We start from the raw sequence: 13,971 nt of genomic DNA, 5'->3' as shown, positions 1-13,971 counted from the left end.
AAAATAAAAACTTTTATATTTTATGTTTCAAAAAAAATTCTACGGGAATACTATATATTGTTCACGTAAAAAATTTTTTACTACATACGAACAACCTCGAGTAACTATATTTTGTCGACAACAAAATCAGGATTTAAAAGATTGAGATTGTTGTTTTTCTTTTCCGCTATTTTATTTCCAACAATTTTATGCACTACATATCTTTTGCAATCCTCGAAAATAGCAAACCCAAAAGGAGCTGTTTAGAGAATATGCAACAACCCAATTTAGATATGGAGCCACAAGATATTAATATTGTGAGTTCCAAAAAGGCACGAAAAGCCGTCATCGCTACCGGTATAGGAAACGCGATGGAATGGTTTGATTTCGGTCTGTACGCGTACTTAGCTGTTATTATTAGTCAATTGTTTTTCGCAGGCGTTGACAATAGCAGTCTCCAGTTAGTCTTTACATTCGCTACGTTTGCCGTAGCGTTCTTAGTCCGTCCGATTGGCGGTATTTTCTTTGGTAAGATCGGCGATAAATACGGTCGTAAAATTGTCTTAAGTACAACGATTATCATTATGGCAATTGCTACATTATTAATCGGTTTATTACCTACGTATGAGCAAATCGGCATTTGGGCACCTATTTTATTATTAGTAGCCCGTATGATTCAAGGTTTCTCTACTGGTGGGGAGTACTCAGGCGCGATGGTCTATATTGCTGAATCATCTCCCGATAAAAAACGTGGGATGCTTGGTAGTGGTTTAGAAATCGGTTCATTATCTGGTTTTATTGCCGCTTCAGGTCTAGTTACCATTTTAACACTCGTTCTCTCAGATGCTCAAATGCTTGCATGGGGCTGGCGTATTCCTTTCTTCATTGCGGCACCAATTGGTCTTATCGGCTTGTATTTACGTCGCCATTTAGACGAATCGCCTATCTTTGAAGAAATGGAACAAACACAACAAGAAAGTGATGAAGAACCGTTAACATTTAAAGAAATTTTAAAACATTACAAAAAAGATATGTTATTAAGTGTCGTCATTGTCGCGTTCTTTAATATTACAAACTATATGGTGTTGTCTTATATGCCATCGTATTTAACCGAAGTCATTGGTATTGATAACACGACAAGTTTAATTATTTTATTAATTACGATGGTCTTAATGATGCCACTCGCTTTATTCTTTGGCCGTATGAGTGATAAGTTCGGGAACAAGCGTGTCGTGCAAATGGGGCTTGTCGGTCTAACATTTTTAGCCATTCCCGCCTTTATGTTAATGGGCATCGGTAGTATTGGTTTTATTTTTGCTGGCGTATTTTTATTAGGTTTCCTCTTAAGTTTCTACGAAGGAACACTGCCATCACTTCTACCAAGTCTCTTTTTCTCAGATGTTCGTTACCGTGCACTGGCATTAACATTTAACATTTCCGTTTCTATTTTTGGTGGTACAACACCACTTGTTTCTTCTTATTTAGTCCATGTTACAGGTGACCCACTTGCGCCAGCGTACTATTTAGCAGCCATTAGTGTCATTGGTCTCATTGTCTTTAGTGCGTTATTCGTTCAAACATCTGGTCGTGCTTTAAAAGGTTCATACCCGACAGTTGAATCAAAAAAAGAAGTACGCGAAGTTATGAAACAAGATCCCGAAGATGCCTTATGGTGGCATGAAGAAGCACCTGATATCGAGCTAGAAACATCTACCTCTTCTAAAACCATTTCACAATAAAGTCAAAAGTCGTGTCTACTAGGCACGACTTTTTTTCGTTGTAATCAAATCAAAAAAAAGACACCCAGGCGTCGGGTGTCTTTTTTAAAGGATAATGTACATTCATATGAACATACTTTCATTATTATATGGGAATACTACCAAAACTACATCGGTATGTACGCCTAATTTTCTATTTTAAAATAAGGTCATTTTACTTATTGCCATTATTTTTTGTAAAACCCGTGCAAATTCCATTGTTGGTCAAACATTTGAATCGTGTTCAAATAACTAAACGTCGCAATATCGGCTGGTAATGGCTCCCCTGTTCCTGCGACGAGTATATCAAAAGGCTCCGTCTGTAATTCGTTTGGGTCCACTAGCGCGTAAATATATACTTGGTCATATTGAAAGGCAATCGATAGTGGTTTGGCTCCGAGTGGTAACTTTACCGCCTCTCGTTTATTGACGCGCACTGGATATTTAAAAATTTTCATTATTTCACCCCTTTCGTACTATTTTTCCTCAATCATGCTCACTAAAACCTATTGTTTTTTTCCAATTTGCATAGTTCCTGTTAAAATAGAGTTATGCAATAACACTACACATTAAAGGATGTGACATATTGACGTATTTTTTCACGTATTTTTTTAAATCAGGCGCGTTAAGTGCGACGCTCCTAGCGATTAATATTATTCTCGCCATTACCATTATCTTTTTAGAGCGTAAAAAACCTTCTGCGGCGTGGGCTTGGATTTTCGTGCTATTCTTCTTACCATATGTCGGTTTCATTTTATACTTACTGATTGGTAAACCGTTGCGCCAAAAACATATGCAGCGATGGATACCAAAGAAAAGCATCGGTATTCAAGAAATGATTGACGATCAAAAACGTCGTGTCCTACAAGATGGCTTAAACATCGAAAATGTCGACAATGCACGTGAATTAATCCACATGAATTTACAAACAAATGACGCAGTAGTAACGAAAAACAACCATGTTGAACTGTTCGATGATGGCCGTGATAAGTTTGACTCCTTACTGCGAGATATTTCACGTGCAAATGATCATATTCATGTGCAATATTACATCTTCAAATTAGATGGCATCGGCCAACAAATCGTTGACGCCTTAACCGAACGTGCGAAAGCCGGTGTTGAAGTGCGCATTTTATATGATGCGCTTGGCTCGCGTAATGTACGCAAACGGCATTTTAAAAAATTATTGGATGCAGGTGGCGAAGTAGAAGTATTTTTTCCATCGATTTTACCACTCATCAATCCTCGAATGAATTATCGAAACCACCGAAAAATTGTTGTCATTGATGGACAAATTGGCTATCTCGGTGGCTTTAATGTCGGCGATGAATATTTAGGACTCGATAAAAAGTTCGGCTATTGGCGGGACACTCATATGCGCATTCAAGGTGCTGCTGTTCACGCCTTACAAGCGCGCTTTATGATGGACTGGAATCAAGCCGGAAACTCGCTTAATCTCGCATTTGCAACGCACTATTTCCCTGCGCATGACATTACAGGAGACGTGGCGATGCAAATTGTTTCTAGTGGACCTGATACGCATCATGCAAATATTGAAAACAGCTATATTAAAATGATTTTACAAGCAAAACGCTATGTTTATATTCAATCTCCCTACTTTATTCCAGATGATGCATTCCTAGAAGCAGTACGCATTGCTGTCTTATCAGGCATTGATGTACGCATTATGATTCCTGATAAGCCTGACCATCCATTTGTCTATATGGCGACGTGCTCTTATGCAGGTGATTTAATGGAATCTGGTGCGAAAGTATATCATTATGGCAATGGCTTTATTCATTCCAAAGTTGTGCTGATTGATGACCAAATCGCCTCGGTTGGTACAGCGAATGTTGATAATCGTAGTTTCCGTTTAAATTTTGAAGTGAATGGCTTTATTTACAATGAAAAGATAACAAAAGAATTAGCTGATATGTTCCATAAAGATTTAGAAGTTTGTATAGAAATGACAAAAGAATCCTATGAAGCACGCTCCCTATGGATTAAATTTAAAGAATCTGTATCGCGTATGCTATCGCCTATTTTATAACCTTTTCAAAGAAATCGTCCTACGGTGCGGTTTCTTTTTTTGTTTATTTCACTGTTTACCGGGCACAATGAATATAAGACGAAAAATAAAGGAGTTTTTCACTATGCAAAACGAACAACAGCAAATTATGAAAACATTAACGAAAATTATTGAGGATGCCGATATTGCGATGCTTGTAACCCAGCAGCAAGATGGGCGCCTCGTATCGCGTCCAATGCAATTGCAAAAAGTTGAATTTGATGGGGATATTTGGTTACTAACACGTACTGATACAGACAAATATGATGAAATTCATGTTCATAATCAAGTAAATGTCTCCATTGCAGGAAAATCCTATGCTTCGGTGAGTGGTACGGCAGAATTTGTAGACGACGAAGCACGTAAAAAAGAATTTTGGAATGCTGCTTACACGAAAATATTCGATATAGATTATACCGATCCACGATTGACATTAATTAAAGTTCATGCCGAATCTGCTGAGTATTGGGAAACCGGATCCATGGCTAAAAACGTCTATAATTTCGTGAAAAAAGTTGTCGGAAATGACGAAAAAGTGCAACCGTCTAAAGATATAAATCAATCGATCGATTTACCGTAACGCCTTACTGTTAACTGAAAATAAACACTATTTAAAATAGCGCTTATTTATTAAAAAATTTTACTTTTATCAAATTTATACTAAATACTTGAAAGTTAAGGTCCGTACCTCTACGATAATAGATGAAGCATTTCACAAAAATTAAATTGAGGTATCAACATGTCTATTTTAATCGGAATTTTAGGTTTAGCTGTCGTATTAGGCGCTGCTTACCTAATGAGTAACAACCGCAAAGCAATTGATTTCAAAGCGGTCGGTATTATGTTCGTGCTGCAAATCATTTTGACGTTAATTATGTTTAAAACGTCAATTGGGTTAACAGTAATCGAATCAGTAAGTAACGGCATTACAACCGTTATTAATTATGGTCGGGAAGGAATTTCATTCGTTGTAGACGGTTGGATTCCAGAAGGTGGTTCGCCATTTTTCATTAACGTGCTATTAATTATTATTTTCACATCGATGCTACTATCGATTTTGACGTATATTCGCGTCCTCCCTTTATTAATTAAATACGTCGGTGGATTTTTATCAAAAATCACAGGGGTATCGCCGGTTAAAACATTCCATGCGATCAACAATATCTTCTTTGGTCAATCTGAAGGTTTACTAGCAATTAAAGCGCAAATTTTGAAAATGGATGCCAACAAAGTCATCGTTATTTCCATTGCTTCAATGGCTTCTGTGTCTGCATCGATTATGGCTTCATACATTACGATGCTTCCTGCACAATATGTACTTGGCGCTATGGCGTTAAATGCGTTAACAAGTTTAATTATTGGCATTATTATTGCGCCAGATGTCGAAAAAGATGAAGAAAAAGTAGACGTGAAAGATGCTTCTCCTGCAAAATCATTATTTGAAGCAATTTCAATCGGGGCCTTAGATGGCGGTAAAGTAGCGCTCATCGTTGGTGCTATGTTAATTGCCTATGTTGGTTTAATGGCGTTAATCGATGGCGTATTCAACGCTGTTATCGGCATTTCGTTTACAGAAGTACTTGGCTATATCTTCGCGCCAATTGCGTGGCTGATGGGTATCCCTGCACAAGATATTTTAGTGGCAGGTCAAACGATGGGGACAAAATTAGCAACAAACGAATTTGTCGCCATGCTACAATTTAGAGAACATATGCCAGAGCTTTCTGAAAAAACAGTTGGGATTGTATCGGTATTCTTAATTAGTTTTGCAAACTTTAGCTCAATCGGTATTATCGCAGGCTCAATGCAAGCAATTAGTGGCGAAAAAGCTGCCATCGTATCAAAAAATGGCTTGAAAATCTTATTAGCTGCTACATTAGTATCGATTTTCACAGCGACATTAGTAGGTTTATTCCTTTAATGAGGAATCGGACAGTCTTTCAACAGGCTGTCCGATTTTTTTCTGTTCGTTCATTTCCAGTTCATGTAAAATACTATGTAGAGGAGGCGTATACATGAAAGAATTATCACTGGCGATGCTGCGAGCTGGCATTTTTGGCTTCGGTGGCGGTCCATCGGTGATGCCACTTTTCCGTCATGAGGCTGTGAAAAACTATCATTGGATGGACGATGATGAATTTAGTGAAATATTGGCGATTGCGAATGCACTGCCTGGGCCGATTGCAACGAAAATGGCCGGCTATCTTGGCTATCGGCTTCATGGTGTCACTGGCGCGATTTGGGGCATCATTTGTCATATTTTTCCGAGTTCGATTTTAATGATTGCGCTATTATCAATCGTCGGCTGGCTTAGCGGTTCAAAAGTCGTGCTCGGCATGATTGCAGCAGTAATGCCTGTTGTTGTCGTGATGCTACTAGAAATGGCCTTACAGTTTACGAAAAAATCGTTACAAGGACTTGGCATTGCCGCGAGTCTGTTATTCTTTGCACTTGCACTCATATTATTAGAAGTATTACATATTCATTCTGGTGTAGCGGTGCTATTATTTTTAGCATACGGGGCCGTTCACTTTAAACTACTCGCTCGACTGAAAAGGGGGAGCTCGTCATGATTCAGCTCTTTATCGGCTTCTTTATCGCCAATATTTTAGGCTATGGCGGTGGTCCTTCCACAATTCCGCTTATGTATGAAGAAATTGTCGAGCGCTACAAATGGCTCACGAATGAAGAATTTTCAAATGTGCTCGCGCTTGGCAATGCACTGCCGGGACCCATTGCGACAAAAATTGCCGCATTTGTTGGCTATGATACATACGGACTTGCCGGCGTACTCATTGCGCTAACAGCAACGATTGTGCCAACAGTTGTGCTGCTTATTATGTTAATGAATCTCTTGCAAAGACACCGTGCTTCACCGATTATTAAAGGTATGACACTTCTAATTCAGCCAATTTTAGCGATGATGATGTTCGTCATTATTATCCAAATGTCGCGTGATTCCCTGCAAACGATTGGTACGTTACAATTTCTCTTAATTGGTATCGTTGCCTATTGGGCACTGATGATGCGAAAGTTTCACCCAGCCTATGTCATTTTAGGTGCCTTTTTATATGGTGGCATCGTCCTACCATTTTTTATGAATTGAAAAAAGCTCCTAACTCGTATTTAAACGAGTCGGGAGCTTTTTTGGTTAATACGCTTCAAATACGGCGCGCGCATGTGAGAATGTTTTAAAGCCATGAATACCGTGGAAGTTACCAAGACCTGAATTATTGACGCCACCAAATGGCAACTCCATATACGTATTGTGCTGCACGATACCATTGATTGTCACACCACCTGATGATGTGTAGTGTAAGCAACGTTGTTGGAACGCTTCATCATCACTAAAAATATACATCGCAAGCGGTTTTGGGCGCTGCTGAATATACTGCAATACCCCATCAAGCGATGTATACGTTTTCAAAAATGTTAACGGACCAAAGATTTCCTCATGCGCGATATGCATATCCTCGGTTACATCGCCAAGTAGCGTCGGCTCAATCAAGCGATTGGCAACGTCAAATGTGCCACCACTTAATACGACAGCTCCTTTTGCAAGCGCATCATCATACAAATTCTTTAAGCGATTGAAATGCGCTTCATTGACAATTTGCGTACGCTCGGTTGTGCGAATTTCACCGTTATCATACAATAAACCTTGTGTTGTCGCGCGATATGCTGCCGCAAATACCTCGACATCATCCTCATGAACGAATAAGTAATCTGGACAAATACAGAACTGTCCACCCATCAGCACTTTTCCAAATGCTAATGACTGCGCTGCTTTTGCAACATCATAGCCTTTATCAATCACAACTGGTGACTTACCGCCAAGCTCTAATGTTACTGCTGACAAATGATTGGCCGCTTCTTTCATCACAATTTTGCCAACACGTGGACTTCCTGTGAAAAAGAAATGGCTAAATGGTAATTTTAATAGTTGCTCAGACGTTTCCGCTTCCCCTTGTACAAACGCCACTTGCTGCTCATCAAATGTCGCATCAACAATTTCTTGTAACACAGCATTATAATGAGGATTAAATTCACTTGGCTTAATGACTACGCAGTTCCCTGCCGCAAGCGCCTCTGTTAATGGATGAATTGTTACCGACATCGGTGAATTCCACGTGCCGAAAATGCAAACGGTACCGCGTGATTCGTATAAAATGTAAGCCCCTTTACCATCTGCTGGCTTTTCAACGCGCTCTGGCTTCATCCATTCCTCAACATGTGCACACGCATAATCAATCGCTTCGGTTGCGGCATAAATTTGATGCTCAGCCGTCAAACGCGGTGTTTTGTAATCTTGAATGCTTGCAGCAATTAAATCTTCTAAGCGCGCTAAAATATTCGCCTTTAAACGCTCCAGCATTTCAATGCGCTCAGTGGCGGTCGTTTGACGCATCTTCCATTGATGTTTCATTTGTTTATCAAAAATATCATGTATCTTTTCTACTGCAACTTGTATCATTTTAGCTCACCCTTTCCAATTGTTTAAATTTATTATAAAATAAAGAGAGTCGACTCTCAAGTTTTAACATACGAAAAGAGGTAAAAAAATATGACAACGAGACAACAAGCCAAAAATGTCCGTCACGAAAAAATTGTTGATGCGGCCTATACATTATTTTTGACGCATGGTATCGGCTCGGTGCAAATGCTTGAAATCGCGAAAGAAGCGGATGTCAGCAATGCAACGTTGTTCCGTTATTTTGCGAATAAATCAGCGGTGATTTTAGCAGTAATGGAGCGCTTTATGCAAGAAGCGGGACGCGATATGCAAAAAATTAAGGTGCTGCCACTGAGCGCATACGATAAACTCGAAAGAATGTTTAACTATTTTATCGCGACAACGCCCGAAATCACACAAAAGCTCGTGCGTTATTTAGAGGCTACGGAATATTTAGCTGCAGTTGAAGGATTAGATATACCAGCCTCTAGTGAATTATTTAGCGATGTTGTCGAGCATATTATTGATGCTGGTACGCGCGACCATTCGTTTAATACATCCCTTGATTTAAAGGTGTCGGTTCATACAGCCGTTACGACCTTTAGCTATATGAGTATGAAAGTCGCCAAGGATCAAACGCTCGCCTTTGCACAAAAAAACGCTCATTTTGACATTCAAATGAGCGCGTTAAAAGACATGTTATTGCGTGCATTAGCACCAATTAATTAATTGTAATATCAAAGCCAATGCGTTGCATCGCTAGTTTTTCAGCAATCATGCGTGAGCTAAAATTGTCCCATGATGTTGATTGAACTACCCCCACTTAGCGTTTTCACGAGCTCGCTTGAAATGAGGGATTCCTACGAACAGTGCCTGCTTGTTCCTACTTGCTCGAAACAGCGGCTTCACTTTTTTAGTAGGCGAGCCCCGTAGTCCCTACGGTTGGGTTGCTTCGAAAAGGCGTAATCCTTCTGCTAAAATGTTGCGACTCGCATTGATGTCGCGGTCGAGGGTCGTATGGCAGGATGGACAGACCCACTCGCGAATAGCTAATGGTTTTTTGCCATCACGGTGCCCACATACATGGCACAGTTGGCTTGATGGGAAGAAGCGATTGATTTTCACAATTGTTCGGCCATACCACTTCGCTTTGTACATCTGTTTTTGCACAAACGAAGACCACGACACGTCACGAATCGCTTTTGCTAGTTTGTGATTTTTCAGCATGCCTTTAGTGTTTAAATCTTCGACGCAAATGACATCGTACTGACGAATGAATGCCGTCGTCAACTTGTGTAAGAAGTCCTCTCGCTGAAACGCCACTTTTTCACGTAAACGCGCCACTTTGCGACGTTGTTTTTGGTAGTTCATGCAGTCACGTACATCCCGCTTGTCTTTTTTCGCTTGTTCGTAACGGCGTGAAAGTTTTCGTTGCGCGCATCATCCGTCCTTCGAGCGCGCGTGTTTGTTTGAATTTGACGCGTCCTAGTTTAGGTAACTTGATTTTGTTACCGACAATCGCGATATTGTCATTTGTATTTTTAGTCGTATAGCTTTGTACCGGGTTTTTCTTACTTTTAAAACGCGGATAACGGTTTTGTTTCTTGAAAAAACGACCGAATGCATCGATCAAATGTTCACAGGAAGTTTGTAAAGCCACACTATCTACATGGCGTAACCAGGCAGTGTCGTCTTGTTTTTTCAGCTTTGTCAGCATTTTAGACATACTGGAACGATTTAAGCCTTTTCCTTCTTCTTTATAGGCTGTATGCCACAATTCAAGAAAGTGGTTATAGACAAAACGACAATGGCCGTGCGTTTGATGAATCAACGCTTGTTGGTCTTTGTTCGGATAGAGACAGAATGGATACGCTTTGTAGAGCATGGCGAACACCTCCTTGTTTGTCATCTAGTTTAACACAAACAAACGTTCGTTATCCACTTTTAAGCACCGCAAAAATACGCATTCATACCCCACTTCAAGCGGATTCGTGAGCATGGCTAGTCGGAGGAAGTTATTTGTACTGAAAGAACAGAAAAAAACAGCTTAAAAAAGGAGAAATCGCTCATGTGGCGATTTCTCCTTTTTTTAATAAATAGCCGTTACGAGAATACTCGCAACAATAATAATCAGACCGACGATACTAATCGCACCCATCACCTTATTTTTCACGCGGAATTGATTCAATACAACAATCAATAGCACAAGCGCTAACACAATTTGTCCCCACATCGGCAGATTAAAGCCTTTTTGTAATGTGAAAAATGATACGACGACGTAAATCGTTAAAATGCTCATGAGTATGAAGCCAATTAGATTAAAAATTTTCATAAAATGCCTCCTTGCATGCGTATTCTACGAATGATGGCGAGGAAATGTTTCATTTTAAGCTCTTAAACACCAAAATGGATCATATATTGCTGCTTGCGCTGTGCCTCTATAATCATTGCTGACAATTCGCTCAGTTGCTTCACTGGCATAATAATATCTAAAAATGTCGCCAATGATGATGGTGGAATAATCGTTATTCCATAATAATTCAAACCAAGCCCTTCATGATGAAGTGCATGCGTATACGTTCGCATGATTGAGAATGACGTAATGATTGGTAGGATATTATCATCGTCCACTACAATACACTGTGGTTTTAGCTGTTCATAGCCTAACTCTGTCAAATCATCAATGATGCCAAACTCATGTACTAACGCCATTGCTGCCACTCCTCACGCAGTATACCCATGCGGATGGAATCATAATACTGCCCTTCATAATAACGTACTTTTCGAATACGTGCCTCTATTTGCATCCCTAACTTTTCACCGACACGAATCATTCGTTCATTACCAGACCATGTCGTAAAACCAACGCGCATCAGCGGCATTGTCTGAAACAAATGATTTATCCAAAGTTTCAATGTACGCGTGCCTAACCCTTGTCCCCAGTTTCCACTTTCGTAAAAAAGAATCCCCATCTCTAACCACTTGGATGGTTCATGCTCCCAATAATACGATACGGTGCCACATACGATACCATCGATTTCAATCGCAAAGCGCCGATCATGATGCACCCATTGTTCACGAGACGCTAAAAACGCGTCAAGTGACATCGTTTTATGCGGATAATACGGCGCATTCCACTTTTTCCATTCAGGATTTTGTTCTTTAAACTCTAATGCCCAAATACGTTGTAAATCCTTTTCTTCAATTGGACGAATGACTAAATTTTGATCGCGATACACACACTAACCTCCATGCTAAAATTTAAAAAAACAGATGTTTTCTTTTCTTCATAATTATCGATTACTAAAAATAAATCATCTGTCGCATCATGCAATGCCTCAAATAATGTTATCGCCTTCTCATAGACACGCGGCAAATAGCCGGACTCTTGATAAGACCTTCGCCGAGTTCAAAACACAACGCAAGCTCATTGTTGTAAAAAACAGCTCGTTGCAGCGTAACATTCGGTAGCTCTTCATGTTGAATTGTACGTTAAATCTTCCAGTAGAAAATCGCGTCCCAAATTAAATAGCCGCGTGGTCTGCGAAAAATCGTTGGAATTTTCGCCTTAAATGGTAACGGTTTCTCGACATCTTCTTTGTGTAAAATTGTAAAATGATGCTTCATGAACAAACGCTCCATTTTTTGTGCTAATTGTTTCAGCGACGTGGTCGGTAACACAAGTTCTGATGGCTCTGAAAGTATCGAATAACTTCCTCCTTCAAGCTCACCATCGTCTCCGTACAGCGTAATTTCTTCACCTTGACCAATTAACACAATAGGCGCAAGAAAGCTAATTAGTACATGAAGCCCATTAATCGTTTCTTCGCGCCCTACGACAATTTGGTGCTCATGTTCATAGCAGAGTAGTTGTACATAGGAAGCATAACTATCCCCAAAATGATTTTCTGATACACGACACTGGATACCGCTACGTGCCATTTCTGCTTGAATGAACTGTAAATAATTCACGAACGCTTGCTCATCTGCTGTATCATACGGATGCCGACTACTTATACGTTCACCGCGAATAAGCGCCTTCAATTGTGATTCTGTCAACATACACATCACTCCTTGTTTCTGTTGACCTTCACCCATTTACAATTATTCCCTTACAACTATAATAATGGAAACATGCGTTCGCAGTCAAGCGGCACATTATGAATAAACAAAAAAGACTACGCTTTCACGTAATCTCCGATGTCTACTGTACGCGCGCAAGCCCCATAATGTCGTACAATTTATCCATATCGACCGCTTGCTCAAATTGCTGTGCGGCAATATTATAGGCTTGTTCGCGCAGTTCTTTTTCCGATTGCACATCACTTGATAACGGTGCTAGACCCTTTTGTGTGCGCCACGCGTTAACCAGCTCGCGCGTAAAGTCGCGATTGTGAAAAACACCGTGGAAATATGTACCGAGCACATGGTCGCATACAGCGCCATCTGTACGTCCACCATCTAATAATAAAAATGGCGCGCAGTCTGCAATACGCTCGGTGCGCCCTAAATGAATTTCATAACCAGTCAGCACTTGCTCTGTGCCATAGCGCGTGCCGGACGTTTGAACGGTACGCTTTTCACCGACAAAGGTCGTCGTAATTGGCAACAAAGCAAGACCTGCCTCCTGTTGCCCATCGCCTTCAATCGCATCTGGGTCAAGTAATTGCTCACCTAACATTTGATAACCACCACAAATACCGATTGTTTGCTTTTTCTGCTGTGCATGATTTAAAATGCACGTTTCAAGCCCTTCTGCACGCAACCAGCGCAAGTCATCAATCGTACTTTTCGTACCTGGTATAATGACGACATCGGGCTTACCAAACGCAGCGGCCGTTTTCACAAAACGTACGCCAACGCCTGGCTCGTCCATTAACGGATCAATATCAGTAAAGTTTGAAATACGCGGCAGCTGAATAACTGCCACATCAATGTCAAATTCATCATGCTGCGGCTTTTTAAAACGCAGTGCCGATAACGCCAGTGAATCCTCCGCTTCAATTTGCACATTCATATACGGCACAACGCCAAGCACCGGAATCCCTGTATAATCTTCAAGCCACACAAGCCCATCATCAAGCAACTCTTTCATGCCACGAAATTTATTAATAATAATGCCTTTCACACGCGCTCGTTCGTCGGCATCAAGTAGCGCCAGCGTGCCAACAATCGATGCAAACACACCACCACGGTCAATGTCAGCAACGAGCAATACATCGGCATCCGCGGCATGTGCCATTTTCATATTCGCAATGTCGCGCGCCTTTAAATTAATTTCAGCGGGACTACCTGCGCCTTCTAGCACGATAACATCATAGTCCTGTTGCAAACGTTGAATGGCTGCCTCTGCAATCGGCAACGCCTCATCGACAAATCGATTGCGATAATCACTCGCCGTCATATCCACATAAGGCTTACCATGAACGATAATTTCTGACATCATATCATGCTTCGGTTTTAATAAAATCGGATTCATATCGGTCGTTGCATCGACGCGCGCCGCCTCTGCTTGTACCCCTTGCGCACGCCCGATTTCACCGCCCGTTGTTGTCACAAATGAATTCAGCGCCATATTTTGCGATTTAAACGGTGCGACGCGAAACCCAGCATTTGAAAAATGGCGACATAGTGCCGTCGCTAGCATACTTTTTCCGACATCAGATGAAGTCCCTTGTATCATCACTGCCTTTGCTGTCACGTGAATTCCCCCT

The 13,971-nt window shown here is 40.7% G+C and carries 15 protein-coding genes and 2 pseudogenes; 7 read left to right on the top strand and 10 right to left on the bottom strand.

The annotated features are described in order from the left end of the window. The first annotated feature begins 251 nt into the window (after window positions 1-251). The gene (locus tag V514_RS0112885) at window positions 252-1,718 is read left to right on the top strand and encodes an MFS transporter (RefSeq protein WP_029500334.1); all 1,467 of its coding nucleotides are present in this window, start codon (window positions 252-254) and stop codon (window positions 1,716-1,718) included. Window positions 1,719-1,924: 206 nt separating this feature from the next. On the opposite strand, the gene V514_RS0112880 is transcribed toward V514_RS0112885, so the two are convergent. Next, window positions 1,925-2,194 (bottom strand): DUF7352 domain-containing protein, encoded by a 270-nt coding sequence (locus tag V514_RS0112880; RefSeq protein WP_029500333.1) that lies wholly within the window; start codon window positions 2,192-2,194, stop codon window positions 1,925-1,927. Window positions 2,195-2,322: 128 nt separating this feature from the next. On the opposite strand from V514_RS0112880, the gene cls reads away from it, so the two are divergent. The 5 genes from cls (at window position 2,323) to V514_RS0112855 (ending at window position 6,910) form a co-directional block, all read left to right on the top strand. Next, the gene (gene cls / locus V514_RS0112875; RefSeq protein WP_029500332.1) at window positions 2,323-3,786 is read left to right on the top strand and encodes a cardiolipin synthase; all 1,464 of its coding nucleotides are present in this window, start codon (window positions 2,323-2,325) and stop codon (window positions 3,784-3,786) included. Window positions 3,787-3,889: 103 nt separating this feature from the next. Beyond that, complete coding sequence (locus V514_RS0112870) at window positions 3,890-4,384, top strand: pyridoxamine 5'-phosphate oxidase family protein (RefSeq protein ID WP_029500331.1); 495 nt, start codon at window positions 3,890-3,892, stop codon at window positions 4,382-4,384. A 159-nt stretch (window positions 4,385-4,543) separates the two neighbouring features. Further along, the gene (locus V514_RS0112865; RefSeq protein ID WP_029500330.1) at window positions 4,544-5,725 is read left to right on the top strand and encodes a NupC/NupG family nucleoside CNT transporter; all 1,182 of its coding nucleotides are present in this window, start codon (window positions 4,544-4,546) and stop codon (window positions 5,723-5,725) included. A gap of 94 nt (window positions 5,726-5,819) precedes the next feature. After that, entirely contained in the window at window positions 5,820-6,377 is a 558-nt protein-coding gene (locus tag V514_RS0112860) for a chromate transporter (RefSeq protein ID WP_029500329.1), read from the top strand. Next, the gene (locus V514_RS0112855) at window positions 6,374-6,910 is read left to right on the top strand and encodes a chromate transporter (protein WP_029500328.1); all 537 of its coding nucleotides are present in this window, start codon (window positions 6,374-6,376) and stop codon (window positions 6,908-6,910) included. The genes V514_RS0112860 and V514_RS0112855 overlap by 4 nt, the downstream gene beginning before the upstream one ends. 45 nt (window positions 6,911-6,955) lie before the next feature. Here the strand turns inward: V514_RS0112855 and V514_RS0112850 are convergent, their stop codons facing one another. Beyond that, complete coding sequence (locus tag V514_RS0112850) at window positions 6,956-8,278, bottom strand: aldehyde dehydrogenase family protein (protein ID WP_029500327.1); 1,323 nt, start codon at window positions 8,276-8,278, stop codon at window positions 6,956-6,958. 90 nt (window positions 8,279-8,368) lie between these two features. On the opposite strand from V514_RS0112850, the gene V514_RS19810 reads away from it, so the two are divergent. Further along, the gene (locus V514_RS19810; RefSeq protein WP_029500326.1) at window positions 8,369-8,986 is read left to right on the top strand and encodes a TetR/AcrR family transcriptional regulator; all 618 of its coding nucleotides are present in this window, start codon (window positions 8,369-8,371) and stop codon (window positions 8,984-8,986) included. Window positions 8,987-9,193: 207 nt separating this feature from the next. On the opposite strand, the pseudogene V514_RS20970 reads toward V514_RS19810, so the two are convergent. The 8 genes and pseudogenes from V514_RS20970 to V514_RS0112805 all read right to left on the bottom strand — a co-directional run. Next, a pseudogene (locus V514_RS20970) lies at window positions 9,194-9,634 on the bottom strand (RNA-guided endonuclease TnpB family protein); the annotation flags it as partial. Further along, window positions 9,633-10,142: an RNA-guided endonuclease TnpB family protein gene (locus V514_RS20965; protein ID WP_456073048.1), complete on the bottom strand. Its 510-nt coding sequence runs from the start codon at window positions 10,140-10,142 to the stop codon at window positions 9,633-9,635. The gene V514_RS20965 and the pseudogene V514_RS20970, both read right to left, overlap by 2 nt. A gap of 204 nt (window positions 10,143-10,346) precedes the next feature. Further along, the gene (locus tag V514_RS0112830) at window positions 10,347-10,589 is read right to left on the bottom strand and encodes a hypothetical protein (protein WP_029500325.1); all 243 of its coding nucleotides are present in this window, start codon (window positions 10,587-10,589) and stop codon (window positions 10,347-10,349) included. A 62-nt stretch (window positions 10,590-10,651) separates the two neighbouring features. Next, window positions 10,652-10,969, bottom strand: a complete 318-nt coding sequence (locus V514_RS0112825; protein ID WP_029500324.1) for a hypothetical protein — start codon at window positions 10,967-10,969, stop codon at window positions 10,652-10,654. Beyond that, the gene (locus V514_RS0112820) at window positions 10,960-11,496 is read right to left on the bottom strand and encodes a GNAT family N-acetyltransferase (RefSeq protein WP_029500323.1); all 537 of its coding nucleotides are present in this window, start codon (window positions 11,494-11,496) and stop codon (window positions 10,960-10,962) included. Before V514_RS0112820 ends, V514_RS0112825 begins: the two co-directional genes overlap by 10 nt. Continuing rightward, window positions 11,475-11,639: pseudogene (locus V514_RS20960) on the bottom strand (DUF3885 domain-containing protein); the annotation flags it as partial. The pseudogene V514_RS20960 and the gene V514_RS0112820, both read right to left, overlap by 22 nt. Before the next feature lie 110 nt (window positions 11,640-11,749). Beyond that, the gene (locus V514_RS0112810) at window positions 11,750-12,319 is read right to left on the bottom strand and encodes a hypothetical protein (protein WP_029500322.1); all 570 of its coding nucleotides are present in this window, start codon (window positions 12,317-12,319) and stop codon (window positions 11,750-11,752) included. 142 nt (window positions 12,320-12,461) lie between these two features. Continuing rightward, window positions 12,462-13,958 carry a cobyric acid synthase gene (locus tag V514_RS0112805; protein ID WP_029500321.1) on the bottom strand — a complete coding sequence of 499 codons (1,497 nt, stop codon included), beginning with the start codon at window positions 13,956-13,958 and terminating at the stop codon, window positions 12,462-12,464. Window positions 13,959-13,971: the final 13 nt, after the last annotated feature.

Origin of the sequence: Kurthia huakuii LAM0618 (assembly GCF_000505545.1) — a bacterium.
Classification (GTDB): Bacteria; Bacillota; Bacilli; order Bacillales_A; family Planococcaceae; genus Kurthia; species Kurthia huakuii.
This window is presented reverse-complemented; position numbering and strand designations above follow the sequence as displayed.

Coding starts and splice junctions, on each gene's coding strand:
- V514_RS0112885 (WP_029500334.1), top strand. CDS start 252: ATGCAACAACCCAATTTAGATATGGAGCCACAAGATATTAATATTGTG.
- V514_RS0112880 (WP_029500333.1), bottom strand. CDS start 2,194: ATGAAAATTTTTAAATATCCAGTGCGCGTCAATAAACGAGAGGCGGTA.
- V514_RS0112870 (WP_029500331.1), top strand. CDS start 3,890: ATGCAAAACGAACAACAGCAAATTATGAAAACATTAACGAAAATTATT.
- V514_RS0112865 (WP_029500330.1), top strand. CDS start 4,544: ATGTCTATTTTAATCGGAATTTTAGGTTTAGCTGTCGTATTAGGCGCT.
- V514_RS0112860 (WP_029500329.1), top strand. CDS start 5,820: ATGAAAGAATTATCACTGGCGATGCTGCGAGCTGGCATTTTTGGCTTC.
- V514_RS0112855 (WP_029500328.1), top strand. CDS start 6,374: ATGATTCAGCTCTTTATCGGCTTCTTTATCGCCAATATTTTAGGCTAT.
- V514_RS0112850 (WP_029500327.1), bottom strand. CDS start 8,278: ATGATACAAGTTGCAGTAGAAAAGATACATGATATTTTTGATAAACAA.
- V514_RS19810 (WP_029500326.1), top strand. CDS start 8,369: ATGACAACGAGACAACAAGCCAAAAATGTCCGTCACGAAAAAATTGTT.
- V514_RS20965 (WP_456073048.1), bottom strand. CDS start 10,142: ATGCTCTACAAAGCGTATCCATTCTGTCTCTATCCGAACAAAGACCAA.
- V514_RS0112830 (WP_029500325.1), bottom strand. CDS start 10,589: ATGAAAATTTTTAATCTAATTGGCTTCATACTCATGAGCATTTTAACG.
- V514_RS0112825 (WP_029500324.1), bottom strand. CDS start 10,969: ATGGCGTTAGTACATGAGTTTGGCATCATTGATGATTTGACAGAGTTA.
- V514_RS0112810 (WP_029500322.1), bottom strand. CDS start 12,319: ATGTTGACAGAATCACAATTGAAGGCGCTTATTCGCGGTGAACGTATA.